20 protein-coding genes are annotated in these 25,071 nt (G+C 56.6%); 15 read left to right on the top strand and 5 right to left on the bottom strand.

Annotation, left to right across the window (positions count from 1 at the left end; all coding sequences use genetic code 11):
- Nucleotides 1–19 precede the first annotated feature (19 nt).
- The 5 genes from ACT3RU_RS12435 (at nucleotide 20) to smc (ending at nucleotide 7,484) form a co-directional block, all read left to right on the top strand.
- Nucleotides 20–2,023: a heme lyase CcmF/NrfE family subunit gene (locus tag ACT3RU_RS12435; RefSeq protein WP_087107978.1), complete on the top strand. Its 2,004-nt coding sequence runs from the start codon at nucleotides 20–22 to the stop codon at nucleotides 2,021–2,023.
- Entirely contained in the window at nucleotides 2,020–2,547 is a 528-nt protein-coding gene (locus ACT3RU_RS12430) for a DsbE family thiol:disulfide interchange protein (RefSeq protein ID WP_087107980.1), read from the top strand. Before ACT3RU_RS12435 ends, ACT3RU_RS12430 begins: the two co-directional genes overlap by 4 nt.
- Complete coding sequence (locus ACT3RU_RS12425) at nucleotides 2,538–3,008, top strand: cytochrome c-type biogenesis protein (protein ID WP_087107982.1); 471 nt, start codon at nucleotides 2,538–2,540, stop codon at nucleotides 3,006–3,008. Before ACT3RU_RS12430 ends, ACT3RU_RS12425 begins: the two co-directional genes overlap by 10 nt.
- Nucleotides 3,005–3,892 (top strand): c-type cytochrome biogenesis protein CcmI, encoded by an 888-nt coding sequence (gene ccmI, locus ACT3RU_RS12420; protein ID WP_087107984.1) that lies wholly within the window; start codon nucleotides 3,005–3,007, stop codon nucleotides 3,890–3,892. The genes ACT3RU_RS12425 and ccmI overlap by 4 nt, the downstream gene beginning before the upstream one ends.
- A gap of 97 nt (nucleotides 3,893–3,989) precedes the next feature.
- Nucleotides 3,990–7,484 carry a chromosome segregation protein SMC gene (gene smc / locus ACT3RU_RS12415; RefSeq protein ID WP_087107986.1) on the top strand — a complete coding sequence of 1,165 codons (3,495 nt, stop codon included), beginning with the start codon at nucleotides 3,990–3,992 and terminating at the stop codon, nucleotides 7,482–7,484.
- Nucleotides 7,485–7,492: 8 nt separating this feature from the next.
- Here smc and ACT3RU_RS12410 read toward each other — a convergent pair whose 3' ends face one another.
- Nucleotides 7,493–8,662, bottom strand: coding sequence for a mandelate racemase/muconate lactonizing enzyme family protein (locus ACT3RU_RS12410; RefSeq protein ID WP_087107988.1), 1,170 nt, complete (start codon nucleotides 8,660–8,662; stop codon nucleotides 7,493–7,495).
- A gap of 99 nt (nucleotides 8,663–8,761) precedes the next feature.
- On the opposite strand from ACT3RU_RS12410, the gene ACT3RU_RS12405 reads away from it, so the two are divergent.
- From ACT3RU_RS12405 to ACT3RU_RS12390, 4 genes are all read left to right on the top strand, one after another.
- The gene (locus ACT3RU_RS12405) at nucleotides 8,762–9,640 is read left to right on the top strand and encodes a LysR family transcriptional regulator (protein ID WP_087108393.1); all 879 of its coding nucleotides are present in this window, start codon (nucleotides 8,762–8,764) and stop codon (nucleotides 9,638–9,640) included.
- A gap of 501 nt (nucleotides 9,641–10,141) precedes the next feature.
- A complete protein-coding gene (gene zipA, locus ACT3RU_RS12400; protein WP_087107990.1) occupies nucleotides 10,142–11,854 on the top strand; it encodes a cell division protein ZipA in 1,713 nt (570 codons plus the stop codon).
- Between the two features lie 109 nt (nucleotides 11,855–11,963).
- Nucleotides 11,964–14,000 carry an NAD-dependent DNA ligase LigA gene (ligA, locus tag ACT3RU_RS12395; protein WP_087107992.1) on the top strand — a complete coding sequence of 679 codons (2,037 nt, stop codon included), beginning with the start codon at nucleotides 11,964–11,966 and terminating at the stop codon, nucleotides 13,998–14,000.
- The gene (locus ACT3RU_RS12390) at nucleotides 13,997–14,269 is read left to right on the top strand and encodes a YheU family protein (RefSeq protein ID WP_087107994.1); all 273 of its coding nucleotides are present in this window, start codon (nucleotides 13,997–13,999) and stop codon (nucleotides 14,267–14,269) included. The genes ligA and ACT3RU_RS12390 overlap by 4 nt, the downstream gene beginning before the upstream one ends.
- Here ACT3RU_RS12390 and mnmC read toward each other — a convergent pair.
- A complete protein-coding gene (gene mnmC / locus ACT3RU_RS12385; RefSeq protein WP_087107996.1) occupies nucleotides 14,263–16,260 on the bottom strand; it encodes a bifunctional tRNA (5-methylaminomethyl-2-thiouridine)(34)-methyltransferase MnmC2/FAD-dependent 5-carboxymethylaminomethyl-2-thiouridine(34) oxidoreductase MnmC1 in 1,998 nt (665 codons plus the stop codon). The two genes, ACT3RU_RS12390 and mnmC, sit on opposite strands and share 7 nt — an antisense overlap.
- A 156-nt stretch (nucleotides 16,261–16,416) precedes the next feature.
- The gene (locus ACT3RU_RS12380) at nucleotides 16,417–16,716 is read right to left on the bottom strand and encodes a YciI family protein (RefSeq protein ID WP_087107998.1); all 300 of its coding nucleotides are present in this window, start codon (nucleotides 16,714–16,716) and stop codon (nucleotides 16,417–16,419) included.
- 199 nt (nucleotides 16,717–16,915) lie between these two features.
- Between ACT3RU_RS12380 and ACT3RU_RS12375 the strand changes: the two genes are divergently transcribed.
- The 3 genes from ACT3RU_RS12375 to ACT3RU_RS12365 all read left to right on the top strand — a co-directional run bounded on the left by ACT3RU_RS12375 (nucleotide 16,916) and on the right by ACT3RU_RS12365 (nucleotide 19,552).
- Nucleotides 16,916–17,857 carry a PHP domain-containing protein gene (locus ACT3RU_RS12375; protein ID WP_087108000.1) on the top strand — a complete coding sequence of 314 codons (942 nt, stop codon included), beginning with the start codon at nucleotides 16,916–16,918 and terminating at the stop codon, nucleotides 17,855–17,857.
- A 64-nt stretch (nucleotides 17,858–17,921) separates the two neighbouring features.
- Nucleotides 17,922–18,545 (top strand): L-threonylcarbamoyladenylate synthase, encoded by a 624-nt coding sequence (locus ACT3RU_RS12370; protein WP_087108002.1) that lies wholly within the window; start codon nucleotides 17,922–17,924, stop codon nucleotides 18,543–18,545.
- A 230-nt stretch (nucleotides 18,546–18,775) separates the two neighbouring features.
- Nucleotides 18,776–19,552, top strand: a complete 777-nt coding sequence (locus ACT3RU_RS12365) for a 5'-nucleotidase, lipoprotein e(P4) family (RefSeq protein ID WP_087108004.1) — start codon at nucleotides 18,776–18,778, stop codon at nucleotides 19,550–19,552.
- A 55-nt stretch (nucleotides 19,553–19,607) separates the two neighbouring features.
- Here the strand turns inward: ACT3RU_RS12365 and ACT3RU_RS12360 are convergent, their stop codons facing one another.
- A complete protein-coding gene (locus tag ACT3RU_RS12360) occupies nucleotides 19,608–20,483 on the bottom strand; it encodes an ion transporter (RefSeq protein ID WP_087108006.1) in 876 nt (291 codons plus the stop codon).
- Between the two features lie 88 nt (nucleotides 20,484–20,571).
- A complete protein-coding gene (locus ACT3RU_RS12355; RefSeq protein WP_087108008.1) occupies nucleotides 20,572–21,459 on the bottom strand; it encodes a CYTH domain-containing protein in 888 nt (295 codons plus the stop codon).
- A gap of 136 nt (nucleotides 21,460–21,595) precedes the next feature.
- Here ACT3RU_RS12355 and ACT3RU_RS12350 point away from each other — a divergent pair, with 136 nt between their 5' ends.
- From ACT3RU_RS12350 to argA, 3 genes are all read left to right on the top strand, one after another.
- Complete coding sequence (locus ACT3RU_RS12350; protein WP_087108010.1) at nucleotides 21,596–22,276, top strand: TIGR00153 family protein; 681 nt, start codon at nucleotides 21,596–21,598, stop codon at nucleotides 22,274–22,276.
- Nucleotides 22,277–22,285: 9 nt separating this feature from the next.
- On the top strand, nucleotides 22,286–23,551 hold the full coding sequence (locus ACT3RU_RS12345; RefSeq protein ID WP_087108012.1) for an inorganic phosphate transporter: 1,266 nt from the start codon (nucleotides 22,286–22,288) through the stop codon (nucleotides 23,549–23,551).
- Between the two features lie 189 nt (nucleotides 23,552–23,740).
- Nucleotides 23,741–25,057, top strand: coding sequence for an amino-acid N-acetyltransferase (argA, locus tag ACT3RU_RS12340; protein WP_087108014.1), 1,317 nt, complete (start codon nucleotides 23,741–23,743; stop codon nucleotides 25,055–25,057).
- Nucleotides 25,058–25,071 lie beyond the last annotated feature (14 nt).

The following is a 25,071-nucleotide window of genomic DNA, read 5'->3' as shown; positions in this document are numbered from 1 at the left end:
GTGTCATGCTGGAGCGCCGATGTTGGTAAAATTGATCCCTGAGCTTGGGCATTTCGCGTTAATTATTGCCCTGTTAATGGCGGTATTGCAGGGCGTAATGCCGTTAGCCGGGGCGGCCACGCGAAGGCCGCTATGGATGGCATATGGTCATCCCATGGCCACGGGGCAGTTTCTGTTTATCGCGGTGGCTTATGTGTGTCTAACCGCCAGCTACGCGCTGGATGACTTCAGCGTGGCGAACGTCGCCAACAATTCCAACTCGCTGTTGCCCTGGTACTACAAGCTCAGTGCGGTGTGGGGCAACCACGAAGGGTCGGTGCTGTTGTGGAGCCTGATGCTGGCGGGCTGGGGGTATGCCGCTTCGCGCTTCTCAGGCGGCCTGCCTCGCGACATGGTAGCGCGGGTACAGGGTGTGATGGGCTTGATTAGCGTGGGATTTTTACTGTTTATCCTGCTGACGTCCAATCCCTTCGAGCGGCTTTTGCCCAACGTACCTCACGATGGTGCGGACCTTAATCCGCTGCTTCAGGATATTGGCTTGATTGTTCACCCGCCGATGCTCTATATGGGCTATGTCGGGTTTTCCGTGGTGTTTGCCTTCGCCATTGCCGCGCTGCTGGGCGGGCGGTTGGATGCGGCCTGGACGCGCTGGGCGCGCCCCTGGACCAATAGTGCCTGGGCCTTTTTAACCGTGGGGATCGCGCTGGGCAGCTGGTGGGCTTACTACGAGCTTGGCTGGGGCGGCTGGTGGTTTTGGGACCCGGTAGAGAACGCCTCGTTGCTGCCCTGGCTGACCGGCACGGCACTGATTCACTCGCTGGCCGTCACCGAAAAGCGCGGCTCGTTTAAAAGCTGGACCGTACTGCTGGCCATTTTTACCTTTTCGCTATCGCTGCTGGGTACCTTTCTGGTGCGTTCTGGTGTGCTTACCTCGGTGCACGCGTTTGCCAATGACCCCTCACGCGGCTTGTTTATTCTGGTGCTGCTGACGATCACTGTGACGCTTTCTCTACTGATATTTGCGCTGCGTGCGCCTCGAGTGAGTCATCACGTGAGCTTCAGCTGGCTATCACGAGATTCGCTGCTGCTTATCAACAATATTCTATTGGTCATCATGACCGTGACGATTTTGCTGGGCACGCTCTACCCGCTGATTTTAGACTCGCTCAACCTGGGTAAAATCAGCGTGGGTCCGCCGTACTTTAATGCGCTTTTTGTACCGCTGACGGTTGTGATGTGTCTCTTTATGGGGCTTGGTCCGGTCGCTCGCTGGAAGAGCATGCCGGCCAGTGAACTGCGCCGTAAGCTGTGGCTTGCTGGCGTCGCTGCGCTGGTGCTGGGTATGGTGTTGCCGCTGATATACACCGGTGAATGGAACCTGTGGGCCTCATTGGGTATTGTGGCTGCGCTGTGGATAGTGCTGCCTATTGGGAAGGACATGTGGGACAAAACCCGCCACGGCTCCAGCCGCTTGGCGGGTTTGCGCAAGCTTTCACTGGCGTATTGGGGCATGGTGCTCGGGCATGTGGGAATTGCAGTGACGATTATTGGTGTGGCCGTGGTGTCCAACTATGCCACTGAGCGCACGGTGCGTATGGCGCCGGGTACCGAGCTTGACGTCGCGGGCTATCAGTTCACGTTGAGGGAGCTTAAAAGCCGCCGAGGCGCCAACTTTATGGCCGATACGGCCGTCATTCAGGTGCGCAATATCGAATCAGGGCGTGGTTTTATTATGCGCCCTGAGAAGCGCTTTTATCTGGCAACGGGTATGCCCATGACCCAAGTCGCGCTACGCCCCGGCCTGTTTCGGGATATTTACGTTGCCATGGGTGAAGATTTGGAGGATGGCAGCTGGGCCATGCGCATTCAATATAAGCCTTTTGTACGCTGGCTTTGGTTGGGCGGTTTGTTGATGGCGTTAGGCGGCATACTGGCGATAGTGGATAAGCGCTATCGCCGAACCAGAACGGCCGACCGTGCCGACGTGGCCCGCTCGCCCAAAACGCAGGAAGCCGTGCTATGAGCCGTCGACTATGGCTGTTACTGCTACCGCTGGGTTTTCTTCTGGTGGCGCTGTTTTTATATCAGCGTTTGCAGCATGATCCGTCAGCCCGGGACTCTGCGCTGATGGCACGTGAGTTCCCGACATTTGAGGCCACCACGCTGCATGATGAAGGCAGCCTGGTCGATCAAACGCTGCTCCATGGGGAGGTCTCGCTGGTTAACGTGTGGGGCGAATGGTGCCCGGCCTGCAAGCAGGAAATGCCCCAGCTTTTGGCATTGGCCGACCAGGGTATTCGTATGGTCGGGGTGAACTATCGCGATACCCGCGAGAAGGGAGTGCACTTTTTAAACGAGTTTGGCGACCCGTTTGAAGTGAATATCTTTGATCCTGACGGCCGTTTGGGCTTTGACCTTGGCGTTTATGGCGCGCCTGAAACGTTTCTGGTCGATGCCGACGGGATTATTCGCTATCACCATAAAGGCGATATCTCTCCTCAGGATGTGGCCGAGCGTATTTTGCCGGAGGTAGCCAAATGGCGTTAATACGTACCCTGGCCGTGCTCTTCCTGCTGCTGTTATCGGCAAGTGTTGTGGCGGAGGGAATCGAGCTGCGTGAGTTTGACGACCCGGTGCTGGCACAGCGTTATCACGCATTAACCGCTTCCATGCGCTGCCCGCTGTGTGAAAACCAGGCCATCAACGATTCGAACTCACCTATCTCCGCCGATATGCGGGAACGCGTGTATCAAATGCTGCACGATGGGCGCTCCGATAGCGAAGTGATCAACCACATGGTTGAGCGCTTTGGCGACTATATTCTCTATAATCCGCGCCTGGAGAGCCGCACCTATCTCCTGTGGGGGCTGCCTATCGGGTTAGGCGTCGTGGGTGTTTTGATCGTGTTGCTCATAGTACGTGCACGGCGCCATGCGTCTGCCAAGGCGCTAAGTGTTGAAGAGCGCGCTCGGCTGGATGCGCTGATTCAGCGCAGGAGATCATCATGACGCTTTTATGGGTCGCCATGGCGATTGTCATGTTGCCAGCGATTGTCTTGCTACTTTCCCCGCTGCGTAAGGCGCATGCGCTTTATGACCAGCAACGTGCATATGAAGCCAACGACACTTCTGCCGAGCAGAACGTGGCCATTTTTCAGCGTCGGCTTGCCTCGTTACAGGCAGCTCATGCGCGTGGCGATGCTAGTACCGCGCAGTTTGAAGAAGGAACGCTGGAACTTGAACGTAGCCTTCTGGAAGATACCGCCACGCTGGCCATACGACCGCTAAAACCGGCCCTTGCCGGGCGTTTAGCTGTGCCGTTGATTGCCTTGAGTGTGGTGGCCATTAGCCTTTTTTGGTACCTGGAAGAGGGCGCCGAGGGCGACCTTGCCCTGTATGGCGTTCAGCAGGAATTACTCAACGACCCCGGCGCTACTCCAGACACGTATATTCGTCGTATGGAAGAGCAGGCAACGCTTCAGCCCGGCAATGCCAACGTATGGGCCTCGCTGTTTCCGTTGTATCGCGATACCGGCCAGGAAGATAAAGCCATTGATGCGCTGGAACGACTCATCGCGCTGGAAGGCCGTCTCCCTGCACTGCTCGCCCAGCTTGCGCAAATTCGCTTCTTTATGGCAGGGCGCGAGATGACCCCGGCTGTGCAGCGCTTGGTGGATGAAACGCTGGCTCAGGACCCACGGCAGCCAACGGTGTTAGGCTTATTGGGTATTCACGCGTACGATAACGGCGACTTTAACCGCGCCATAGGTTGCTGGCGCCGGGCGCTGGCAACGGTGGAAGACCCCAACACGGCTGCGTCGCTACGTGAAGGTGTTCGCGTGGCCCAGGAACGCTTGGCCGATGAGTCCACAATGGCCGCCGCTGATGAGTAGTGAAGCCCTGAGTCAACACACCGCTGCCGAGGTCGTTATTAATCGTGTATTTTGAATACCCCCTCATGTTTATAAATAAATTCTTTGTAGGATTGGCATGCGCTTAACCTCTATTCGTCTTGTTGGGTTCAAGTCGTTTGTCGATCCGGTCACGGTGCCCTTCGACGGTAATATGACCGCGATTGTCGGCCCCAATGGCTGTGGCAAGTCCAATATTATCGATGCCGTGCGCTGGGTGATGGGCGAGTCCTCGGCCAAAACCCTGCGCGGCGAGTCCATGGCCGACGTTATCTTTAATGGCTCGACTGGGCGCAAACCAGTGGGTCAAGCATCTATTGAACTCAAGTTCGACAATCGCGACGGCACCATGGGTGGCGTGTATGCCCAGTACGCGGAAATCGTGGTCAAACGGTTAGTGACCCGCGACGGCCAGTCCAGCTACTTCTTTAATGGCCAAAAGTGCCGCCGACGGGATATCGCCGACCTGTTTATGGGCACCGGTCTTGGCCCACGCTCCTACGCAATTATCGGCCAGGGCATGATCTCGCGATTGATTGAAGCTCGCCCCGATGACCTGCGCTCAACACTTGAAGAAGCCGCGGGCATCTCCAAATACAAGGAGCGCCGCCGTGAAACCGAAAACCGTATGCGGCGCACCCAGGAAAACCTCGAACGTTTGGACGATATTCGTGAGGAGCTGGATAAACAGCTTGAGCGCTTAAAGCGCCAGGCGGAGGCGGCCAAACGCTACCAGGAGTTAAAACAGCAGGAGTACCGGCTTAAAGGCGAGCTGGCACTGCTACGCGGGCGCACCCTGCGGGCAGAGCAGTCGCAGCAGGAGAGCCGGGTTCGCGAGCTGGAAATCTCAGTTGAAAAAGATGTGTTTGGCGTACGTCAGTGCGAAACCCGTCTGGAGCAAGCTCGTGAGCAGCACGATGAGCTTGCCGAGGTACTGGAGCGCCACCAGCAGCAGTTTTTTGAAACCACCACGCGCATTGCACGGCTGGAGCAGGACCAGGCTCACCGGCGTAGCCGTGAGTCCCAACTGGCCAACGATATTGCTACTGCACGGCGCGAGCTGGATGAGCAGCGCCTGGTGAGCGAAGGCGACCGGGAGCGTCTTGCCGCCATCGACGAGCGCTTTGAGGACCTGGCGCCCGAACACGAAGCGCTGGAAGAACAGCTGGACGCCCTGGAACAGGCTCTGGCCGATGCTACCCCCGCCATGGAAGCTGCCGAGCAGCAGTGGTCGGACGCCGAAAATCGTTGGCGCGATGCCAGTCGCGAAGCCGACCGCAGCCAGGACCAGCTACGCGATTTAGAGCAGCGTATTCAACGCCTACAGGCAGAAAGCCAGCGGCGGCGTCAGCAGCGCGGCGATTTGGCGGATTTGAGCGCGCTACGCGAAGAGCACGCTCAGTTTCAGGCGCAGTTGGAAGAAGCCGAAGAGCGTTCCGAGGCCTTCACCCAAACGCGTGAACAGTGGCAGCAGCAGTACAGCGATGCTAAACAGCGTTATCAACAGGCAACGCGCACCCGTGATGATAAGCGCGCTGAATTGAGCCAGCGCCAGGGTGAACTGGCCTCGCTGCAGGCCCTGATGGATGCCGCGCTAGCCGACCACGACCCGGATATAGAAGCAACCCTGGCGACCCACGGGCTAAGTAATGCCCTCCGCCTGGGTGAAACCCTCAGCGTGACACCCGGTTGGGAGACGGTCATTTCCTGGCTGCTGGCGCCCTGGTTGAATGCTCGCCTGGTCGCAAGCCACCAGCTTGCCGCACTGCCGCAGGCGCTGGCTACCGACTGGTGTCTGATTGATGAGCAAGCGCCCGCCGCTTCAACCCAGGGCCAGCGGCTGGATTCACTGGTAAGCGGCGCTGGTGCGATAGGTGAATGGTTGGCCAGTATTCACTACGTTGAGTCCGGCGCCGAGGCTGAGCAGCTTGCGCCCGGCCTTGCAGCGGGAGACAGCGTTGTTAGCCGTGATGGCGTTTGGCGGGGGCGCGGCTGGCTGCATCAGCAGGCCAATGGCGAAGGCGTTGATGCCTTACTGGTAACGCGGCGCCGTTTCAAGGAGCTGGACGCCCTGCGCGAGCAGGATGAAGACGCGCTGGCGCTGGCTGAAGAGCAGTGCGAAACGACCAGTGAGACCATTGAAGCCCTGGAGCTTTCCCGTGAACAGCAGGCTGAGCAGGAGCGTGGCCATGCTACAAGCGTTCAGCAGTTGGCTATTAAAGAGCGTAGCGCTGCCCAAAAGCTGGAGCATTTGGAGAGCCGGGCCACTGAGCTTGATGCTGAGCTTGGGCAACTGCAAGAGGATGAAGCGGCGTTAACGCTTACCCTGGAGGAGCAGCGTGCCCGCTGGAATGTGGCGATGGAAACGCTGGAAACCACTGCACAGGCACGCGAAGTGGCCAGCGAGCAGCGTGGCCGCCAGCGCGAACAGCGCGACCAACTGACTCAACAGCATGGCCCGTTAAAAGCACAGCAGCAGACGTTGGCATTAGAGCGTGAACGGTTAACCGCTGAACGGAGTAGTTTGCGCGCCCAGCAGGCACGTTCAAGCGATAGCGAAGAGCGCTTGACGCTACGCATAGCAGAGCTAGAAGCGTCGCGGGAAACGCTACTTGAGCCGGACGAGTTGGCTGGTGAAGAGCTTGAAGAGCTACTACATCAGCGTGAGCAGCAGGAGCGCCGCCTTACCGAAACGCGCCAGCAGGCCCAGTCGCTGGCAGAACAGCTGCGCAATGATGAGCTGGCCCGCCAGCAGCACGAACGCAATCTTGAGCAGAGCCGCGAGCAGCTTCAGCAGCGGCGTATGGATGTTCAGGCGCTGGCGCTAAAAGCGGCCACGCAAGATGAGCAGTTGGCCGAACTAGGGCATGACGCCGATGCCCTGGCCGAGAACCTGCCAAGCGATGCCAGTGAACAGGTTTGGCAGGAGCGTTTGGAAAGCACCGGCGAGAAGATACGCCGCTTGGGTGCCATTAACCTGGCAGCGATTGAGGAGTACGACCAGCAGGCCGAGCGACGCAACTATTTGGAAGCCCAGCACGCCGAACTGACCGAAGCGCTGGAAACCCTGGAGCGAGCGATCAAGCGTATCGACCAGGAAACGCGGGTACGTTTCAGAGAAACGTTTGATCAGGTGAATAGCGGTTTGCAGGAACTCTTTCCCCGCGTGTTTGGTGGTGGGGCGGCCTGGCTAACGCTCACCGGCGATGATCTGCTGGAAACCGGGGTGGCGATCATGGCGCGTCCGCCGGGTAAGAAGAACAGCACGATTCATCTGCTCTCCGGTGGGGAAAAAGCACTTACCGCGCTTTCGTTGGTGTTCTCGATCTTCCAGCTCAACCCTGCGCCGTTCTGTATGCTCGATGAAGTTGACGCGCCGCTGGATGATGCCAACGTGGGTCGATACGCCAAGCTGGTGAAAGAGATGTCGGAAAACGTTCAGTTCATCTATATCACCCACAACAAGATTGCCATGGAAGCCGCCGAGCGCCTGATGGGAGTGACCATGCAGGAACCCGGCGTGTCGCGCCTGGTATCGGTGGGGATTGATGAAGCTGCGGCGCTGGTGGATTAAGCCTCAGCTTAGCCTTCGCCCAGTTCTCGCATCACTGCATACAGCCTGGATTTGGCTTCAAAGCCTACGCCCGGAATATCGGGCAGGCCGACGTAGCCATTTTCAACCTGAATGCCGTCAGCGAAGCCACCAAACGGCTGGAAGACATCCGGATAGGATTCGTTGCCGCCCAGGTGCAAGCCTGCGGCGATATTCAGTGACATTTGGTGGCCGCCGTGGGGTACTACGCGGCGTGATGACCAGCCAAGCTCATCCATCACGTTCAGCGTGCGCATGTACTCCACCAGCCCGTAAGAGAGGGCGCAGTCGAACTGCACGAAATCGCGGTCGGCACGCATGCCGCCATGGCGTAGCAGGTTGCGGGCGTCCTGGTGCGAGAACAGGTTTTCGCCAGTCGCCATGGGCAATTCATAGTGGTTGGCAAGCTCCGCCTGAAGCGCGTAATCCAGCGGGTCACCGGCTTCTTCGTACCAGAAGAGGTTATAAGGCTTTAGCGCTTTGGCGTAAGCAATTGCCGTTTTCAGGTCAAAGCGCCCGTTAGCATCTACTGCCAGGCGACTGCCATCGCCAACGACTTCAAGCACGGCTTCGATACGCTGAATATCTTCCTCAAGCGGTGCGCCGCCAATCTTCATTTTTACCACGTTGTAGCCACGCGCCAGGTAGCTGCGCATTTCGTCCTGCAGCCTGGTGTGGTCTTTACCAGGGTAGTAGTAGCCACCAGCCGCATACACCCAGACCTTATCGTCGGCTTGGCCGTTTCGATAACGCTCGGCAAGCAGCTGGTAGAGCGGTTTTCCTTCAATTTTGGCGACTGCATCCCAAATTGCCATGTCGATCGTGCCTACCGCGACCGAGCGCTCGCCATGCCCGCCGGGCTTTTCGTTTTTCATCAGGGTGTCCCAGATAGCAAACGGGTCCAGGTTGTCGCGGGCGTGGTCAATTAGCGTGTCGGGGTTGGCCTCGATGATTCTATCCAGAAAGCGGTCACGCATGAGCGCTCCCTGGCCATAGCGCCCGTTGGAGTTAAAACCGTAGCCAATCACGGGTTTACCGTCGCGTATCACATCAGTGATGACGGCCACGACCGAACAGGTCATTTTGGAAAAATCGATATAAGCGTTGGCAATCGGGGAGGCAATCGAAACGGTTTTCTCGCGAATATCCACAATACGCATGGCAAGCTCCTTGGTGGTTAAGTGCTTAACCCTATGCGTGACAAGGGGGGCTGCCCAATGCTATTACTAAGTGCTCCCATGCTGAAACGGCATTGCCCCATGGAACTCGTCTGGTTAGAAGACTTTACCGCCCTTGCCGAGCACGGCAGTTTTGTACGCGCTGCACATGCCCGACATATTACCCAGCCCGCGTTCAGCCGACGGATCCGCGCGTTTGAACAGTGGATGGGCGTTAGCCTGTTTATTCGCACCCCACAGGGCACCACGCTCACCGACGCCGGTAAACACATACAGGCCAGTGCGTTTGACGCGATTGGCCGGCTGTACCGCTTGCGTGCTGAAGCACAGCAAATTGCCGGAGAGGCGACTCGAACATTGCAGTTTGCAGCGACGCACTCGCTGTCATTTACGTTCTTCCCCCGTTGGATAAGAGCCCTGGAGCAGGGAGCGCCCATGGAGGCCGTGCGTCTTCACTCGGATACAATGTCCACGTGTGAGCAGTTGTTGTTACAAGGTGATTGTCAGTTCTTGTTAAGCCATCGGCATTGCGCTGTTCCCTCACGGTTATCGCCTGACCAGTTTGAGAGTATAAAGGTGGGCGAGGATTCGCTGATTCCACTGGTGGGAAAAGAGTTAAGCGATTCTCAGTGCCTGGAAGTGTTGCCTTACCTGGGATATACCGATGCTTCGGGATTAGGCCGTGTTGTTAGCCACTGGCTTAATGAAAATGCCACTTCTTTTATAAGTGCACCTCGCTTTACCAGCCACTTGGCTGCGGTGTTGATGTCCATGGTATTGGAAAATAAAGGCCTGGCATGGATACCTAAAAGCCTTTCAGAACAAGAGATTAGCGATGGAAGGTTGGTGCGTGCATTGAATGATTCGTGGGATATACCGTTAGAAATACATCTGACCCGACCACGAGTATTAGCCAGTCACTTTGCGAACGCATTCTGGCAAAAGCTGTCCAACCGTTAAGCAAATAACTGCTACAACTGTTAACAAATTGAGTAGAAATAATAAAAAAATGTGTAAAAACGCTCAACTTATCTATATTGATCATTATAAACTTGTGGTTAATGCTATGGTAGATTTACCTTGAACTAGTGTGGCTGAGCTGGATTAAAGACTGATGCTGTTTTTATATACAGTGGTGATGGGTTGGTTATTAAGCTCGCTTCGCTTTAGTGGTTAAGTAAACGTTAAGTAAGATAGATGCAGTACATATACACCAGGATTAAAGAGCAGATTCACGGCCTGAATAATAGCAACTGAGTCTGATCACGATGAGCATCAATATTGCTTAGAAAAAATGTCAGAACTGTGCTCAGAAACTGTGCCATAACGTAGAAAATCGCTAAAAAATGGCTCTATTTATAGCAACCGCGCTATGCTAGTGGTATTTATTTATCACCTGAAAGGTTTTCACTCAGGTATGGCGCTTTAGCAACCGGTTAAATGACCCATGGAATGTTCGACATGGAACTAAGAGAATGGTTAATCATTTTAGGACTGGCGTTGGTGTCGCTCATCGTAGTCGACGGTGTGCGACGACTCCAACGCCAGCGGCGCGTCCCTCGTCTGGACCAGGCGGTTAAGGACCTTCCCGAGGCGAAGCTAACCGAACTGGATGATGAGGCTAAAGAAGCCGAAATTAGCTGGGAGCTACCGAACGGTGGTGCACGCGTCGTTAAACCTGCGGACTATAGTGGGGTCGGCGCGAAACCCAAGTTGGAGCGTCAAGACCATCCAGGGCCTTCCAGAGTGCTATCCGAATTTAGACGCTCCTTTGCCAATGCTGTCCCTAAGCGTAAAGCGCCTGCTCCAGCAGTGGATACAGCAGCATCTGCACAGCCTCAACGCCAGGCCGCTGCGCCTAAAGCACGCCCGGCTGACATTGATCGCCGAGAGCCAAGCGTCTTCCTGGATAGCGACGCTCCAGCTGAAGTGAGCCAGGTTGAACCCCAGCCAACGGCACAAGCCAGTCCTGTTAACACCCAGCCGGTAGACAAAACAGCGCCAGAAGCGCATGCGGCTATTGCCGAGCAAGTGCCAACCCAAAGCGAGCCACACACCGAAGAGCCGTCTATCTCCCTATCTACTGCCAACGAAGAATCCGTTACTGCGAAAGAAGAGCCCGTCGCGGTGAATAAGGAGAGCCCCGCTGAGCCCGTACTGCGTGCAGAGCCAGAGGATGCCGCCTCGACCAGGCAGAACGCGCCCAAACGCCGTCAACTGCGCGAAGATACGGTCGGTGAGTATGACGAGTTGGATGATGATGCCGTTGATGAGTATCGGCTGGTCGATTTTGAGGGCATGGGCCGCTCGCTTAAACGTCGCCTGATACAGCGTCGCCAGGAAAAAGCCCGTAAAAAAGCTGAAAAGGCCAAGCGTGCTGAAGCCGCCGCCAAGCTGAAAGCAGAGCGCAAAGCGCTTGAAGCCGAACAGCGCCGCGAAGCAAAAGAAGCCGCCGAGGCAGAAAAAGCCCGCATTGCCCAGGAGCAGGCCGAAGCCCGTGAAGCAGCTGCAAGTGCTGAGGAAACGCAACGGGCCGCTGCACGCTATCACGAGCCTGAACCTGCTTATGCGCATGAAACATCAGCGGGTCAGTACGATGACAATGAAGCCTACGATGAAGCGCCGGTGCGTGGCTCGCGTGATAGCGTCGTACGTGCTCACCCAACGCTTGAAAAAGCGTTGCGCCACGATGTATCAGGTGAACATGCCAAGGAAGCATTGACCAACGCCGATGAGGTGGTGGTTATCAGCGTGCTCTCTCGGGACCCGGAAGGCTTCGATGGCAGCAAGTTGCTGGATCTCATTATGGCGTGCGGCCTACGCTATAGCCGTGCCATGGGTGTGTTCCACCGCTTTGAAACAGAAAGTGACGACAGCGAACTTCAGTTCTCAATGATTAATGTTGTTAAACCCGGCACATTCCCCATTGAAGAGATGGGTGAGTTTGTAACGCCAGGGATCACCTTCCTGATGCCCTTGCCGGGAGCGGTCGACAGCTCTGCAGCCTTTGAAGCCATGGTGGAAACCGCTATGGTCGTAGTCCGCCATATGGGCGGTGAGCTGAAGGATGAAAATCGCAGCGTCATGACGGCACAAACCATTGAGTTTGCCCGCCAGCGGGTGCATGAATTTGAACGCCGCCACCGCCTGCATCGCCACATGCAAGCCCACTAAGTAGCGCTTGCTGTTAAACACCCGCCTTCTTGCAGAAGGCGGGTGTTTTTGTTCCAGGATGTGTCTTTTTTGTGATTGATTTTAGCCCGTACGATGGAAACCAACGTTAATGAGTCAGCCTGACCCCCAAGTGCTGGAAGAAGTCACCCAGCTGCGCGCCGAGCTTGATGAAGCCAACTACCGTTACTACGTATTGGATGAACCAACGTTATCAGACGCTGACTATGACCGTAGGCTGCAGCGCCTAAAACAGCTGGAAGCTGAACACCCCACGCTTATCTCATCGGATTCACCTACCCAGCGCGTCGGTGCTGCCCCCGCTGATGGCTTTCCTTCGGTCGCCCACGCCATCCCTATGCTCTCGCTGGATAACGCGTTTAGCGGTGATGATATCGTGGCCTTTGCTGAGCGCGTCGCAGAGCGCTTGGAGTGTGCGGTAGGTGACGTTGAGTTTACCTGTGAGCCTAAACTCGATGGCGCAGCGGTATCGCTGGTGTATGAGCAGGGCGTGCTGGTGAGTGGCGCCACTCGTGGCGATGGCCGTACTGGGGAGGGCATTACCTCTAATCTTCGTACGCTGCGCTCGGTGCCTTTAAAGCTGATGGGCAAGCAGATTCCTGCGCTTTTGGAAGTGCGCGGTGAAGTCATCATGCGCCACCAAGGGTTTGAAGCGCTTAACGAGCGTGCACGCGAGGAGGGCAGTAAGGTATTTGCCAACCCGCGTAACGCCGCAGCCGGTAGTTTACGCCAGTTGAACCCGGAGATTACCGCTACCCGCCCGCTGGAGTTTCATGCCTACCAGTCGGTGCGTCTGGAACCGGACATGGGCGATACTACGCATAGCGAGCTAATGGCTCGGCTGGTAACGCTGGGCTTTCGCGCCAGTGCGGAGCTAAAGGTGCTGACCGGCCCGCAAGCGGTAGTTGAGTATTGTGAGCAGTTGGGTGAGAAGCGCGACCAGTTGGGCTACGACATCGACGGCGTGGTGATCAAGGTGAATGCACTGCGCTATCAGCGTGAGCTTGGGTTTGTGGCTCGCGCTCCCCGCTGGGCAACGGCGTTTAAGTACCCCGCTCAGGAAGAGATCACCACGCTGAACGACGTTGAGTTTCAGGTAGGCCGTACGGGGGCCATCACACCAGTGGCAAGGCTTGAGCCCGTTAGCGTTGCAGGCGTTACCGTTTCCAACGCGACGCTGCACAACGCCGATGAAATCACCCGCCTGGATGTCATGATTGGTGATACGGTGGCTATTCGCCGCGCAGGCGATGTGATTCCTCAAGTGGTCCGTGTCGATAAGGAAAAACGCCCAAGAGATGCGCAGCCGATTGTGTTCCCCGAGCACTGCCCGGTGTGCGGTTCGGATATCGAACGCGTGGAAGGCGAAGCGGTAGCGCGCTGCTCGGGTGGGCTTTTCTGCGCTGCCCAGCGTAAAGAAGCGCTCAAACACTTCTCCAGCCGCAAGGCCCTGGATGTAGATGGCTTGGGCGTCAAACTGATTGACCAGCTGGTCGAGCTGGATTGGGTGAAAACACCTGCTGACCTGTTCCACCTGACGGTTGAGCAATGGCAGAGCTTGCCGCGTATGGGAGAAAAATCTTCCATTAATCTGGTCAACGCGCTGGATAAAGCTCGTCATACGACGCTCGCTCGGTTTATCTACGCGTTGGGCATTCGCGAGGTGGGTGAGGCCACCGCTGCCAACCTGGCGAGCCATTTTGGAACGTTGCAAGCGCTTCAAGCAGCCGAACAGGCAGCGCTTGAGGCGGTCAACGATGTTGGCCCCATTGTGGCGGCCCACGTGCACACCTTTTTCCGCCAGCCCCATAACCAGGAGACCCTTGCTGCCTTGATTGAGGCAGGCGTCACCTGGCAGGAAGCCGACGTTACCCAAGGCCCTACACCGCTAGAAGGTCAAACCTGGGTACTGACGGGCGCCATGGAAAGCATGACCCGTGACGAGGGCAAGGCTCGGCTACAGGCGCTTGGCGCCAAAGTAGCGGGTAGCGTTTCGAAAAAGACCACGGCGCTGGTCGCCGGTGAAGCGGCCGGTAGTAAGTTAACCAAAGCGGAACAGCTGGGCGTAGAGGTTGTGGATGAAGCCACCTTTATTGAACGCCTTGCGCTGTGGGAGCAGAGCGAATGAGCCGTTTCATTGAAGTACCCGCCCGCATGTTGCCGCCGGAAACCCTCGATGCGTTGCTGGAGGCGTTTGTTACCCGGCAGGGTTATGACACCACCGATACTGGCACGGGGATGAAAGGGTGGGTCGACGAGCTTAAACAGCAGTTGGCACGTAGTGAACTGATTATTGCCCATGACCTAAAGCTTGAAATGACCGAAGTAATGACCCTGACGCAGTGGCGTTCCTTCGGTCGTGATCTGGCAGATGATGAGGAGGAGGGCGACTACTGACCGCGAATAATCGCGCTGATAATACGCCGCCCGGGATGAATATGGTCGACCAACTGAGCCTCAAGCGGCATGGGGTCGTCAAGCAGCCGGGAGGCAATAAGCTCGGCGCATAACGGCGCACTGGAAAGCCCGCGGGAGCCGTGGGCGGTAGATATCCACAACCCTGGGTAGTGCTCCCCGGGGGCATTTGGCACCCGCGAGGCATCTTTTGCCAGCACGGCATAGTCTGACTGCCAGACCGGTGCGTTGGGCACTGGGCCTGCATAGGGCGTTTTATCAGGGCTTGCTGCACGTACCGCCGCACGCCCTTCAAACGCCTGTGGAGTCAGGTGGGTGCCTGCGCTTTCAAGTTCTGCCACCAGCGCTGGAAGCGTTTGGCGAAGCTCGTCAATATTGCGCTGGTGGTCGGAATCGGTCACTTCGGAAGAAGCATTGTTGGGCACGAAGCTTGCCCCAAACGTAAGCACCCCTTCAATGGCGGGCGACACATAGCCACCGGCGCATACCACCCGCTTCGGGCCTTTTACGCCGGCGGGAAGCCTCACCTCACTGACCTGGCCGCGCACCTGTTGGAGCGGCAGGTTGGCCGTCTGAGCATACATATTGGCGTAGTGAGCGCTTGCAATCACCACCTGGTCTGCACTTATCGTATTTCCATCAGAAAGTGCGAGCTGCCAGCTCTTGTCTTCACGCTTAAGGGACGTAACATCGCTCTGTCTCAGCGTGATATTAGGCGTTTGGAGTAAGTGCTCACATAACGCTTTGGGCCGCACCCAGCCTGCGTGTGGGTAAAACAGGGCGTGTTTGGCTTCAATGGCCACACCGGCTTTCTCACTCAACCCTTGGGTAAGCGGCGACACCACGCTTTTGGGAAGCGAATGCTGCTCGCAAAAACGCTGCTGGCGCTTGGCCTCTTTCGCGTTGGTGGCCAGTTGCACGACGCCGCAGGGCTGCCAAAGCGTCGGAGCCTTTAGCTGATTAAGCCAGCGCTGGCTGTATAAAAGGCCGGAAAGATAAAACCGGCTTTGGTAGTTGGTGTCGGCCGCAAGCTTCACATAAAGCGCCCCTTGGCGATTACCCGAGCCGCCTGCGCCTGGTGCTTCGCGCTCGATCACCGTCACATTAACGCCACGCTTGGCAAGCGCTGCCGCCACGCTGCACCCGGCGATCCCCGCCCCGATAACCGCCACCTGCTGAGTGGGAAGAGGCGCTGGCGGCGTAAACCAGGGCGTTGCCTCACGGCGTTTATCGGTAGGCGGTGTGTCAATCATGCCTGCCAGTATTTCGCGCTTACGCCCACAGCCCGGGACTTTTTTCCAGCTAAAGCCTGCCGCTTTCAAACCCCGCTTAACAATGCCCGCGCAGGTGAACGTGGCAAAGGTGGCCCCTGGCCGAGAGCGCGCCGCCATGGCTTCAAACAGCTCGGGCTGCCACATTTGTGGATTCTTAGAAGGCGCAAAGCCGTCCAGAAACCAGGCATCGACCTGACCATCTAAAAGCGCCAGCCGCTCGGTGGTATCGCCATAATGCAGATCCAGCGTCACGCGGTCGCTCAGGTGCAGGCGGTGTACGCCGCTAACCGGTGAGGGCCACAGCTCGCAAAGCAGCTGTGAATAACCGGCAAGCGACGGCCAGGCGCGTAGGGCGCGCCCAAGCGATACCTGATCCAGAGGATATTTTTCTGTGGATAAAAAATGCAGCCGTGCCCCGGCGGGCGCGTGCTGCTCAAAACAGGCCCAGGCACACAGCATATTAAGGCCCGTGCCAAAGCCGGTTTCCCCGATCACAAAGGCTCGCGTGTTTTTCCAAGCGGCAAATCGCTCAGGCAAGCGGTTGGTATTTAAAAAAACGTGCTCGGTTTCTTCAAGACCGCCCTCACGGGAAAAATACACGTCATCAAAATCATCCGAGTGCGGTGAAGTGTCACTCCAGGTGAGCAATGGCGCGCTTAACGCCGTTAAAGGGGGTAAATCAGTAAGGCGTTGAGGCACGCAGATATCCGTAATGACAGAAGTGGTTAAAAAGTAGTCAATTTGTTAATCAGGGCGCTATCTCTGGCTTAGAGAAAAGCGTCCGCCGGGTTTGCACAGAGTTTTCCACAGGCTCTGTGAATTAGCAGGCGGACCCTCCACACTCGCCCTAATCGGTCAAGGCAAAACTTTCTTGAACGGCTTAACAATTACCTTGGCATAGACACCTGCAATGATGTATGGGTCGGCGTCAGCCCAGCCCTGAGCGGCTTCCAGACTGTCGAATTCAGCCACCACCAGGCTGCCGCTAAAACCCGCGTCGCCGGGGTTTTCAGTATCAGCAGAGGGGTGCGGGCCTGCGAGCACCAAGCGACCTTCATCGCGTAGTGCTTCCAAGCGCGCCAAGTGGTCCGGGCGGGCCGCCAGGCGGCGTTCAAGGCTATTCGATACATCTTCACTAATAATGGCGTAGAGCATGGGGATAACTCCTTAAAAGCATGCAGTAAAGCGCCCTATGCAGCATTGACCGCATCCACATAAGCGCGCACCATGGCGAGCGTTTGTAAATCGTCCCACGCGCAGCGCTGTGAACACCAGGTCTTTTGAACACAGCACATTATGACTGTTCGTGGTAGACATCCCTATTCTGACAAACTCGCCACATGACGTCATGCCCATGCCTCTACTTCCTGCAACGTTACTTCCTGCGGTGTTTGATGCCGATCAGCGCTACACGGCTGACCTGCATATGCACTCAACGGCGTCGGATGGCGCGTTAACCCCCACGGAGTTAGTGTCGCTGTGCGCAGCGCGCGGCCTTACCCACATGGCGTTGACGGACCATGACACCATGGACGGCATCGACGAGGCCGGGAAGGCGGCGATACAAGCCGGGCTATGCCTGGTGCCCGGCTGTGAGTTATCCACTCGCTGGCAAGGCATCAACATCCACGTAGTGGCGCTGATGCCCGGTGGCCTGCAAGGCCCGCTGATTGAAGGGCTTGAACAGCAGCGCCAGGCGCGTATTCAGCGCGCTGAAGTGATCGCCGAGCGGTTAGAGAAAGTGGGCCTTAAAAATGCTTTGGAAAAAGCCCGTGAGCAGGCAGGTAGTGACCGCCCGTTAGGTCGACCTGATTTTGCCCGCGCGTTAGTGGCCGAGGGGGTTGTGGCCGATTGGGCCACTGCGTTTAAACGCTACCTGGGCAGCGGTAAAAAAGGCGATGTTAAAGCTCACTGGCCAGAAATCAGCGAAGTCGTCGAGTGGGTGGTGGCCTCTGGTGGCGTTGCGGTGATTGCCCACCCTTTACGCTACGGCTTAACCCGGCGTAAGCGAGGGCAGTTAATGGATACCTTTCAGGCCGCAGGTGGCGACGCGGCTGAATTGGTGAGTGGCCAGCAGAATCCGGATGTCACCCGGGACCTGGCTCGCCAAATGGTCGAACGAGGGCTTTACGCCTCGTTAGGCAGCGACTTCCACTTTCCCGGCAGTCACGCCGCTCCAGGCAGCATGAGTATGGTGCCGCGCACGGCCGCGCCGCCTATCTGGCAGCATCCTCGCTTAGCGCATTTACGCGATGCCCCCGCTGGTCCATTAGCCGCTGCGTCAGCTATGGTGTGAATAAGCGTTTGATAAAAGCGAACACCCTAATGGACTGAAACGCGCCCACGGGCAGGAGCAGACAATGAGCCAATATTTCCAGATTCACCCAGAAAACCCACAAAAGCGCCTGATTGATCAAGCGATCGAGATTATTCGCAAAGGCGGTGTGGTGGCTTATCCCACTGACTCAGGCTACGCGTTGGGCTGTCACTTGGGCGAAAAGAAGGCTATTGAAAAGATCAAGTGGCTGCGCTCGCTGGATGACAAGCACAACTTTACGCTGATGTGCTCGGACCTTTCGGAAATTGGCACCTACGCCAAGGTAGATAATGCGGTATTTCGGCTGCTGAAAGCACATACGCCAGGACCGTACACCTACATTCTGGATGCCACGACAGAAGTCCCGCGCCTGCTGCTGCATCCCAAACGGCGCTCCATTGGCGTACGCGTACCTGATCACCGGATTGCTCATGCGCTGCTGCAAGCGCTTGGCGAACCGCTAATGAGCGTTACGCTGATTCCGGTGGGGGAGGATCTTCCCATGAGCGACCCAGAGGAAATTCGTGACCGCTTTGAAGCGCATTTGGACCTGATTATTGACGGTGGCGCCTGCCACTTGGACCCCACCAGCGTCATCGACCTGCGAGAGCTACCGCCCAAAATTGTCCGTGCCGGACGCGGTGACACGGCTCCCTTCGCCAACTGACTTACCCACGCCATGCTCTGGCAGTTGCCAGGCATGGCGCGATCTGTTTATCTGCACTCCCGATGTAAATCTAACGTCACCTTTCATACCAGTCATATTCTATTTTTATTGTTTGAATGATCAATAAAAATAAATTAGGCTAAAAACGCCAAATGTTCATAATAATTTTTTATAAATTGAGTGGAACTCGCTTTCCGCCCGATCACCATAAAAAAAATGGAGAGTGCTTAATGACGATGTTCCGTTATCGCAGTGCCGTTATTGCTTCGGCTTTCGCAAGTCTGGCAGCGTTACTTGTGTCTGTTAATGCCGTGGCCAGCGACAGCGCCGCTTGTGAGATGAATGAGTACGCAATGGGGCTTCGCTACCAGCAGCAGGCCGCCGAAGTCATCGCGCTGCAGCGGCAGGGGTTCGAGCTGGCAACGTACCGCTTGAAGGACCAGATAGCTGCCCATGGTGAAGACGCTGAGCTGGCTATCATTACCGATCTTGATGAAACCGTTATTGATAACAGTGCGTTGTTGGTGCGCGATATGCAGGCATGTCACGACTTTACGACTTGGGACACGTGGAAACACTGGGAGCGCGAAGGTGAGCCGAGCCTGATTCCGGGCGCCAGAGCTTTTTTGGAATTTGCTGATGAGCAGGGCGTTGCCATCTATTATGTCTCTGACCGCTATGAGGAAAACAAGTCGGCAACGCTAGCCACACTGGAGGCGTTAGGATTACCCCAGGTGTCTGAGCAGAGTGTTATGCTGCTGGGGCCGCCCAAAGGCGAGCGTCGGGCCGTCGTGGCCGAGCAGTACGCGCTGGTGATGCAACTGGGCGATACGCTTCACGACTTTTCTGACGTGTTTGCTGGCGTTGAGCTGGAGGAGCAGAAACGGCTGGTAGATGAAAACGCTGAACGGTTTGGGCAGGACTGGATCGTGTTTCCCAACGCGACCTATGGCAGCTGGCGCAACGCTGAGCTTGATGCTTGGCAGGCTCCCTTCGAAGACAATTAAGCAAGACATTAAGCAGAAGGCCGCCTGAACCGGTGGCCTTTTTCGCTTGAGGCGATTACGTCTCTTCAGTCTGTTTCTCTTTGCGCGGGTCTTCACTGTTTTCATCCAGCCAAGTGCCACAGCGAAGGCAGTAGCGTGCGCCTTTTTCGTGGCGGTCGTGGCCGCATCCAGGACACGCTTCATCAGAGTACCGGTCTTCACGGATGGAGCGGATTACTTGGGCTGAAAAAATGCCGGTAGGCACGGCGATAATCGAGTAGCCGATCAGGATGAGAAGCACGGTAATCGCCTTGCCAAGCGCGGTGCCCGGCACGATATCGCCGTAGCCCACGGTGGTGACACTGACCACGGCCCAGTAGATCGACATGGGAATACTGGTAAAGCCGGTTTCCGGCGACTCGATGGTATACATCAGCGCGGCAAACATGGTGACGACCATAAAAATACTGCAGAAAAACAGCAGTACCTGACGCACGCTGCGCTTTAAAGCATCAATTAATAAACGCCCTTCACCGACGAACTCCATTAACCGCAGGATGCGGAAAATACGCAGCACGCGGAGTATGCGAATGATCACCAACGCATGAAAGCCGGGTATTAGCAGCACCAGCCATGCGGGCAAAATGGAAATCATGTCGACCACGCCATAAAAGCTTTTCAAGTAGATCGAGGGGCGCTCAAGGCAGTAGATGCGCACCGCAAGCTCCAGCGTGAACAGCACGGTAAATCCCCACTCCAGGTAATAGAAAAGCCAGCCATACTCCTGGGAAACCTCCTGAACACTGCCGAGCAGAATGACGGCGACGCTGCCCAAAATCATCACAATCAGCGCAATATCGAATCCCTTGGCAGTGGGCGTGTCGGACTCGAAAATAATGTGAAATAGCTGCGAGCGAAGCCCTTCAGCGGCAGGGGTCAGGTTAAAACTCATGGCGATCCTGATGAAATGAACAATCACTTATCACAGTGATTAGGTCTATGGGCAAACGTGCCTGAATCTATCTAAAGCAACGTGAAGGTTAGCTTAGCTCGCTTTGCAGCGCTAAACGATGAGAAAGCGTCAAGAGCGTCACGCCATAGGTAATACTCGGCCGACCAGCGTCATCTAGCGCTGTGGATAGGTGGGCCGCTTGGGCCTTCATGTCCTCGGGCAGTGATGCGTGTTCGGCCAACTGGGTCAGCGCTTCGTGGGTAAGGTTTAGGAACTGGCGCTGCTGGCTATCGTGGTAGGCATCAAGGGCAAGCGTTGCCCGGTGTAGCCATTCAGCAGGTGTCGTTGCATCAGGAAGCGACCACTGTTGGGCGCGCAAGGCGTTACCCCGCGATGCCTTGCTGCTATCAGATGGGCGAAGCGGAACCTGTTCTGCCAGCGCAATCGCCAGCGACCAGAGCGCTTGCGGATCACCGTTTTTAAGCTCCAGTTCCACTTCACAAATGGGCGTGCGGTAGTCACCACTTTCAATTTCGCCCTCATCCAGCACCAGCTCAACCTGGCTGCCCTGCCAGTCGAGTTGCCAGCTATATCGGGTAAAGTCGGTGCGCAGTTTCGGCGCCAGTTGCGTAAGCCGTTCACCAAGCTCACCTTTAAAAGGCGGCAGCGCGGCAAGCCCTGCCTGGTCGAGTTCAGCGCTTGCGACCGGCCACTCCCACTCCTGGCGGCTGGATAATCCGCCACCCCCCTGGCCCGCTGTTTTTACCGTTTGCAGCACGCGACCATCGACTTGACGAAGACGCACCGCGATCCGTGCGTTGGCCAGGTCATGGGTCGGTGTGTCGAAGTAGGTATTGGCTAAGGTCTGGATTAACGGTGTTTTTGTGTCGAGTAAAGGGTGGTGCTTGAGCGCCTCAATATTGGCTTGGGCAAGCGCAAGCTTTATCTCTACTTCGATTGGTGTTGCATTTTTCATGACAATAGCCACTCTTAAACGTGAAGTACTGGTTAAATTTTTGCTACCAATATGAAGTTTTCATGACGGCGGCGAGCGCACTCTTTATACTGGCGTCGCCATTTCCAGGCTCCCCGAAAACAGGCTAAAAGGCTCTATGGTTACCTCCAACCCTTTTTCCGCGATGTTTGGCCGCTCGCCATTCCAGCCGTTGCTGGCCCACATCGTCAAGGCCAATGAATGCGCCGACCAACTGTTACCATTTTTTGAAGCATCGCTTGCTGGCGATTGGGAAACAGCCACTGAGCTGCGTGAAAACGTAACCCGTTTAGAGCACGAAGCGGATGTGCTGAAAACGGATCTACGGCTCAACCTGCCCAGCACCATGTTCCTGCCGGTTTCACGGTCTGATCTGCTGGATTTGATTAGCGTCCAGGACAAAATCGCCAACAAGGTGCGCGACATTACCGGCATTATGCTAGGCCGTAAAATGCGCGTGCCTGATGAGCTCGCTAATCCGATGCGCGATTATATGGCGACTAGCGTGGCATGTGTGGCCCAAGCGCGCCAGGCCCTTGAAGAGCTGATGGAACTTTTAGAGTCAGGCTTTGGGCGTAACGTCGCGGATGTTATGCGCAATATGATCAGTGAGCTGCATAACCTTGAACACCAGGCAGACAGTCAGCAGGTGGCCATTCGTCGCCAGCTGTTTCAGCTTGAAAGCCAGCTACCGCCCGTCGATGTGATCTTTCTCTACAAGATTATCGAATGGGTGGGTGAAGTGTCTGACCGTGCTGAGCGCGTAGGCAGTCGCTTGCAGATTTTGACCGCACGCTAAGGGAAACCAATGCAAATTATTGCCCAGTACGGCGAGATATTTATTATTCTGGCCTGTTTATTTGGCTTTTTCATGGCGTGGGGCGTCGGCGCAAACGATGTTGCCAACGCCATGGGAACGTCGGTGGGGTCGAAAGCGATCACCATCAAACAAGCCATTATCATTGCTGTTATTTTCGAGTTTTTAGGTGCCTGGCTTGCCGGTGGTGAGGTTACTGCCACCATTCGTGGCGGCATCATCGACCCGAACCTGCTTGAAGCCAACCCACAGTTTTTGGTTTACGGCATGCTGTCAGCGCTGTTGGCGGCAGGCATTTGGCTGATGGTCGCTTCTGCCCGTGGCTGGCCGGTGTCGACCACACACTCCATTGTTGGCGCCATTGTCGGTTTCGCAGCGGTAGGGTTAGGCGTTGATGCGGTGGCCTGGGATAAGGTCGGTCAGATTGCCTCTAGTTGGGCCATTTCTCCGCTGATTGCCGGTACCATCGGCTATATGCTGTTTAAGTCTGTACACCATTTGATTTTCGAGAGTGCAGATCCGTTTGCGGCGGCCAAGCGCTATGTGCCGGGCTATGTGTTTTTGGTCGGCTTTATTGTTGCCATGGTGACGCTGACCAAAGGGCTTTCTCATGTTGGCCTGCATCTTAGCTTCAGCGAAAGCCTGCTGCTTTCGATTCTGATCGGTGTGCTGATCATGGGCCTTGGCATAGTGATGCAGCGGCGTATCAAGTACACCCAGAACGCCAATGACCACTTTGGCTATGCCAATGTAGAGCGTGTTTTCGGTGTGCTGATGATCTTTACCGCGTGTGCCATGGCCTTTGCCCACGGTTCCAACGATGTCGCCAATGCGGTGGGCCCGCTGGCCGCAGTAATCAGCGTAGTGCGTAGCGAAGGCATGATTGATAGCGCGGCGCTGGTGCCCTGGTGGGTGCTGGTGTTGGGCGGCGCGGGTATCGTCGTTGGTCTGGTGACATATGGGCGTCGGGTAATTGCTACCGTGGGCACCGGGATCACCGAACTCACCCCTAGCCGTGGCTTTGCCGCAACGCTTGCCGCTGCGAGTACCGTCGTTGTTGCCTCGGGCACGGGCCTGCCAATTTCAACGACCCATACGTTGGTCGGTGCGGTGCTGGGTGTAGGGCTGGCGCGCGGTATGGCGGCACTTAACCTGCGCGTTATCGGCACCATTGTTGTCTCGTGGTTGATTACGCTGCCCGCCGGTGCGGGTTTAGCGATTGTGTTCTTCTTTATGTTTAAAGGCATGTTCGGCTAACGGTGTTACAGGCGGCGCCGCCCGGCGTACGCCAGCACGAAAAGCCTCAAGATCAGCGGCACCTTCATGCAGATTTGCGCTAGCCGATTTGCAATAGAAGGTGCCGCTGTTTTTTGCGCTCTGGTAAAGTAACGCGAGTAGTGTTGTAAACGCCGGTTTTTTCTTTCATCTGCTGCCGGAGAGCGGCCCTTGGATAAGCATTTCCCCTTTGTTGATTGGTTTCGTAACGCATCCCCCTACATTAATGCACACCGGGGGCGAACCTTCGTCATCTTGATTGAAGGCGAAGCTATGGCGTCTGGCCGTGGGGAGCAATTGATTCAGGATTTAGCCCTGCTGCATACCTTGGGCGTGCGCTTGGTGGTGGTGTTTGGCACCCGCCCGCAAGTGCAGGAAGCGCTTGGCCAGGCAGGGGTTGAACCCATGCGCGTTAATGGACGCTGGGTGGCCGACCGCGCAGTAATGACTCACGTAGAGCAGGTTGCTGCCCATCAACGGCTTTGGCTTGAAGCTCGGTTATCGCTTGGCCTGCCCAGCACGCCACTTCATGGTGTAGAGCTTAGCGTGATTTCCGGGAACCTGGTCACCGCCAAGCCCTTGGGTGTTCGGGAGGGTGTGGACTTTGATCATAGCGGCGAAGTACGCCGCGTTCGGGCTGGCGCCATTGAAGGGCTGCTCGACAAGGGCTCGCTGGTACTCCTGCCGCCACTGGGTTTCTCAAGCACCGGCGAAGTGTTCGACCTGGACGCCGCGGAAGTCGCCCAGCATGCTGCCGTTGCGCTCAAGGCCGACAAGCTGATCCTGCTGGGCGAATCAGAGGGTTTACAGGATGAAGGGGGCGCCTTGCTGCGCCAGCTAACCCCTGCCGATGCTGAACCCCGGCTTGAGAGTGCGCTGCCTGGCAGCGAGCTTGCCCGCCACCTCCAAGCTGCTTGCAGCGCTGCACGTGAGGGTGTGGCCCGCACCCACCTGTTGTCGTGGCGCAATCACGATGCGCTGCTGGGTGAGCTTTTCACCCGCGATGGCGTGGGCACCATGATTACCCAGCACCGTTACGAGCAGCTACGCTCAGCGACGCTAAACGATATTGCGGGCCTGCTGGAACTGCTTGAACCGCTGGAGCACCGCGGCATGCTAGTGGCGCGCTCGCGTGAGCGTTTGGAGCATGAAATTGATGACTATATGGTTATCGAACGCGATGGCATGGTGATTGGCTGCGCCGCGCTGCACGTGTTCCCTGGCACCACGGTTGCCGAGTTGGCCTGTGTGGCCGTGCACGGTAATTACCGCGGGGGCGAACGCGGTGAGCGCTTAATGGAAGCGCTGGAACGCCGCGCACGCCAGCGCGGTGTCAGCGAAATCTTCGTGTTAACCACCCATACTGCACACTGGTTTGTGGAGCACGGCTTTCAGACCGCCAGCCTTGAAGAGTTACCCCCTTTAAAGCGCGAAGCCTATAACCACGCACGCAAATCGAAGGTATTACTGAAAACGCTGAAAGTTTAGCCAATAACGTAGCG

Source organism: Halomonas sp. TP35 (genome assembly GCF_052375975.1).
GTDB classification, from domain to species: Bacteria; Pseudomonadota; Gammaproteobacteria; order Pseudomonadales; family Halomonadaceae; genus Vreelandella; species Vreelandella citrativorans.
Note: the sequence above shows the minus strand (reverse complement) of the source record. Positions and strands in the feature narration are given on the sequence as shown.

Coding starts and splice junctions, on each gene's coding strand:
- ACT3RU_RS12435 (WP_087107978.1), top strand. CDS start 20: ATGTTGGTAAAATTGATCCCTGAGCTTGGGCATTTCGCGTTAATTATT.
- ACT3RU_RS12430 (WP_087107980.1), top strand. CDS start 2,020: ATGAGCCGTCGACTATGGCTGTTACTGCTACCGCTGGGTTTTCTTCTG.
- ACT3RU_RS12425 (WP_087107982.1), top strand. CDS start 2,538: ATGGCGTTAATACGTACCCTGGCCGTGCTCTTCCTGCTGCTGTTATCG.
- ccmI (WP_087107984.1), top strand. CDS start 3,005: ATGACGCTTTTATGGGTCGCCATGGCGATTGTCATGTTGCCAGCGATT.
- smc (WP_087107986.1), top strand. CDS start 3,990: ATGCGCTTAACCTCTATTCGTCTTGTTGGGTTCAAGTCGTTTGTCGAT.
- ACT3RU_RS12410 (WP_087107988.1), bottom strand. CDS start 8,662: ATGCGTATTGTGGATATTCGCGAGAAAACCGTTTCGATTGCCTCCCCG.
- ACT3RU_RS12405 (WP_087108393.1), top strand. CDS start 8,762: ATGGAACTCGTCTGGTTAGAAGACTTTACCGCCCTTGCCGAGCACGGC.
- zipA (WP_087107990.1), top strand. CDS start 10,142: ATGGAACTAAGAGAATGGTTAATCATTTTAGGACTGGCGTTGGTGTCG.
- ligA (WP_087107992.1), top strand. CDS start 11,964: ATGAGTCAGCCTGACCCCCAAGTGCTGGAAGAAGTCACCCAGCTGCGC.
- ACT3RU_RS12390 (WP_087107994.1), top strand. CDS start 13,997: ATGAGCCGTTTCATTGAAGTACCCGCCCGCATGTTGCCGCCGGAAACC.
- ACT3RU_RS12380 (WP_087107998.1), bottom strand. CDS start 16,716: ATGCTCTACGCCATTATTAGTGAAGATGTATCGAATAGCCTTGAACGC.
- ACT3RU_RS12375 (WP_087108000.1), top strand. CDS start 16,916: ATGCCTCTACTTCCTGCAACGTTACTTCCTGCGGTGTTTGATGCCGAT.
- ACT3RU_RS12370 (WP_087108002.1), top strand. CDS start 17,922: ATGAGCCAATATTTCCAGATTCACCCAGAAAACCCACAAAAGCGCCTG.
- ACT3RU_RS12365 (WP_087108004.1), top strand. CDS start 18,776: ATGACGATGTTCCGTTATCGCAGTGCCGTTATTGCTTCGGCTTTCGCA.
- ACT3RU_RS12360 (WP_087108006.1), bottom strand. CDS start 20,483: ATGAGTTTTAACCTGACCCCTGCCGCTGAAGGGCTTCGCTCGCAGCTA.
- ACT3RU_RS12355 (WP_087108008.1), bottom strand. CDS start 21,459: ATGAAAAATGCAACACCAATCGAAGTAGAGATAAAGCTTGCGCTTGCC.
- ACT3RU_RS12350 (WP_087108010.1), top strand. CDS start 21,596: ATGGTTACCTCCAACCCTTTTTCCGCGATGTTTGGCCGCTCGCCATTC.
- ACT3RU_RS12345 (WP_087108012.1), top strand. CDS start 22,286: ATGCAAATTATTGCCCAGTACGGCGAGATATTTATTATTCTGGCCTGT.